This window comes from Propionivibrio sp., assembly GCF_017995515.1.
Classification (GTDB): Bacteria; Pseudomonadota; Gammaproteobacteria; order Burkholderiales; family Rhodocyclaceae; genus Propionivibrio.
In genome coordinates this window covers 1-2,781 of sequence record NZ_JAGOIT010000153.1, presented here as the reverse complement: position 1 = coordinate 2,781, position 2,781 = coordinate 1, and the positions used below count along the sequence as shown (strand labels likewise).

2 protein-coding genes are annotated in these 2,781 nt (G+C 62.4%); both read left to right on the top strand.

Going from position 1 to position 2,781, the window contains the following annotated elements:
- Positions 1–518 precede the first annotated feature (518 nt).
- The gene (locus tag KBA32_RS16265; protein ID WP_294361227.1) at positions 519–1,775 is read left to right on the top strand and encodes a nitrate/nitrite transporter; all 1,257 of its coding nucleotides are present in this window, start codon (positions 519–521) and stop codon (positions 1,773–1,775) included.
- A gap of 23 nt (positions 1,776–1,798) precedes the next feature.
- A partial coding sequence (locus tag KBA32_RS16260) for an MFS transporter (RefSeq protein WP_294361224.1) occupies positions 1,799–2,781 on the top strand: 983 nt, incomplete at its 3' end.

Here is a 2,781-nt window from a genome sequence, read left to right as displayed (position 1 = left end):
GCGGAACTCGGGCTTCGCCCTCAGACAGTCCTCGCCGACTGCCCCCGGCCGCACTCCGTTGCTCGGCGCTGCACGAGGGGGAAGGAAAAGCACACCGAACGGAACCTGACACCACATGCGGTTGATATGGGTGCGGTTTTCAATCAGCCCTTTGCGTCGTCGAGCAGCGCAAGACGCAACGGATAAAGGGGCGAGGACTGTCTGAGGACCGAAGGTCCGAGTTCCGCAGCCCCCCGTTGCGGCTGAGCAGCGCAGAGCACCCGGCGTAGCCGGGCGACGCTGCGGGCGCGACTTTTCTTTGCTTACTTTCTTTTGGCAAGACAAAAGAAAGTAATGCCGCGCGTCAGGCGCGGAAAACAGCGCGTCCACAAACTCGACGCATATCACCCATAGTTCGAAAGAACTATGCCTAACCCTCCCCGGGTAGTTCCAATAACCCGCCTCACTGCGTCTACGGAAGGATGCCGGTAAGCCACCGTCTTCTCTAAATTCGCGTCATGTAACGAAGGGGGGCTTACATGACAACAAAAGGGCAGGCGCTTTCCGTTTTGCTGGTCAGCACGCTGGCGTTCACGGTGTGCTTCATGGTCTGGATGATGTTCGGCGTGATCGGCATTCCGATCAAGAAAGCGCTCGATCTGAACGCCACCGAGTTCGGCTTGCTGACGGCAACGCCGGTGTTGACCGGCTCGCTGATCCGGGTGCCACTCGGCATCTGGACCGACAAGTTCGGCGGCCGCGTCGTCATGGCGACGCTGATGGCGGCGACGATTCCGGCCATCTGGGCGATGAGCTACGCGACCGAGTACTGGCATTTCCTCGTTATTGGCCTCTTCGTCGGGCTGGCCGGTGGTTCGTTCTCGGTCGGTACGCCCTACGTCGCGCGCTGGTTTCCGCGTCGCCAGCAGGGTTTCGCGATGGGGATCTACGGCGCCGGCAACTCGGGCGCGGCGGTCAATAAGTTTGTTGCCCCGGCGCTGGTGGTGGCCTTCGGGTGGACGATGGTTCCGCAGGTCTACGCCGGAATCATGACCCTCACCCTGATCGCCTTCTGGTTGTTCAGCCATAGCGATCCGGCGCACCTGACCGGCGGCCACATCAAATTCACCGACCAGCTCAAGGCGTTGAAAGACCCGCGCGTGCTCAAGTACTGCCAGTTCTACAGCATCGTCTTCGGCGGCTACGTCGCGCTCGCGCTGTGGATGGTGCAGTACTACGTCGGCGAATACGGGCTCGACATCCGCACCGCCGCGCTGCTCGCCGCCTGCTTCTCGCTGCCGGGCGGTGTGTTGCGTGCCGTCGGCGGCTGGATGTCCGACAAGTGGGGTGCGCACAGCGTGACCTGGTGGGTGATGTGGGTGAGCTGGATCTGCCTCTTCTTGCTCAGCTATCCGCAAACCGATCTGACCATCACCACGATGAGCGGTCCGTTGACCCTGCACATCGGCCTCAACGTCTACGCCTTCACCGCCCTGATGTTCGTCCTCGGCATCGCCTTCGCTTTCGGCAAGGCCAGCGTCTTCAAGTACATCAGCGATCACTATCCGGGCAACATCGGCACGATCAGCGGCGTCGTCGGCCTCGCCGGCGGGCTCGGCGGTTTCATCCTGCCGATCATGTTCGGCGCGCTGCTCGACATCACCGGCATCCGTTCGAGCGCCTTCATGCTCATGTACGGCGTCGTCTGGGTCTCGCTGATCTGGATGTACATCACGGAAGTCCGCCGCAGCGACTTCATGGGCGACGCCGCTGTGCCGATGAAGTCCTCCAACTGATATCGACTCCACGAGAAAACACCATGAATACAACGACGCACTCGTCTTCGACGATCACCGACTGGCGCCCCGAGGACGAAGCATTCTGGGAGTCCACCGGCAAGCGCATCGCCTACCGCAACCTCTGGATCTCGATTCCCGCCTTGCTCTGCGGCTTCGCCGTGTGGGGCATGTGGGGCGTCATCACCGTGCAGATGCTCAATCTGGGCTATCCGTTTTCTCAGGCCGAGCTGTTCACGCTGACCGCCATCGCCGGCATCTCGGGCGCCACGATGCGCATCCCGGCGTCGTTCCTGATTCGCCTGGCCGGCGGACGCAACACCATCTTCCTGACGACGGCCATGCTGCTGGCACCGGCGTTGGGGACCGGTATCGTCCTGCAGCACAAGGACTGGCCGTTGTGGGCCTTCCAGCTGATGGCGCTGTGGTCCGGCGTCGGCGGCGGCAACTTCGCCAGCTCGATGTCCAACATCAGCACCTTCTTCCCCAAGCGTTTGCAAGGCACCGGTCTTGGCCTGAACGCCGGTCTGGGCAACTTCGGCGTGACGACGATGCAGATCGTCATCCCGCTGGTGATGACGGTCGGCATGTTCGGCGCCCTCGGCGGCGCACCCGAAACGCTGCTCAAGGATTCCGGCTGGATCTTCGGCAAGATCGCCGCCGGCACGCCGACCTGGATCCAGAACGCCGGTTTTGCCTGGGTGCTCTCCCTGGTGCCGCTGGCCGCGTTGTGCTGGTTCGGCATGAACAACCTGAAGACCATCTCGCCCGATAGCGGGAACCCGATCGTCGCCTTCGCCAAGATCACCTACCTGTACACGCTGGCCTTCGTACCGTCGATCCTGATGCTGTACCTGTACCTGCCGGCACCGACCGGGCTGGGTCTGCTCAACATGTGGGTGGCGATTCCGCTCGACATCGTCCTCGCGCTGCTGATGATGAAGCTCGCCGCCTTCGGCGCGATGAAGGAGGGCGTCGCCAAGCAGTTCGCCATCTTCCGCAACAA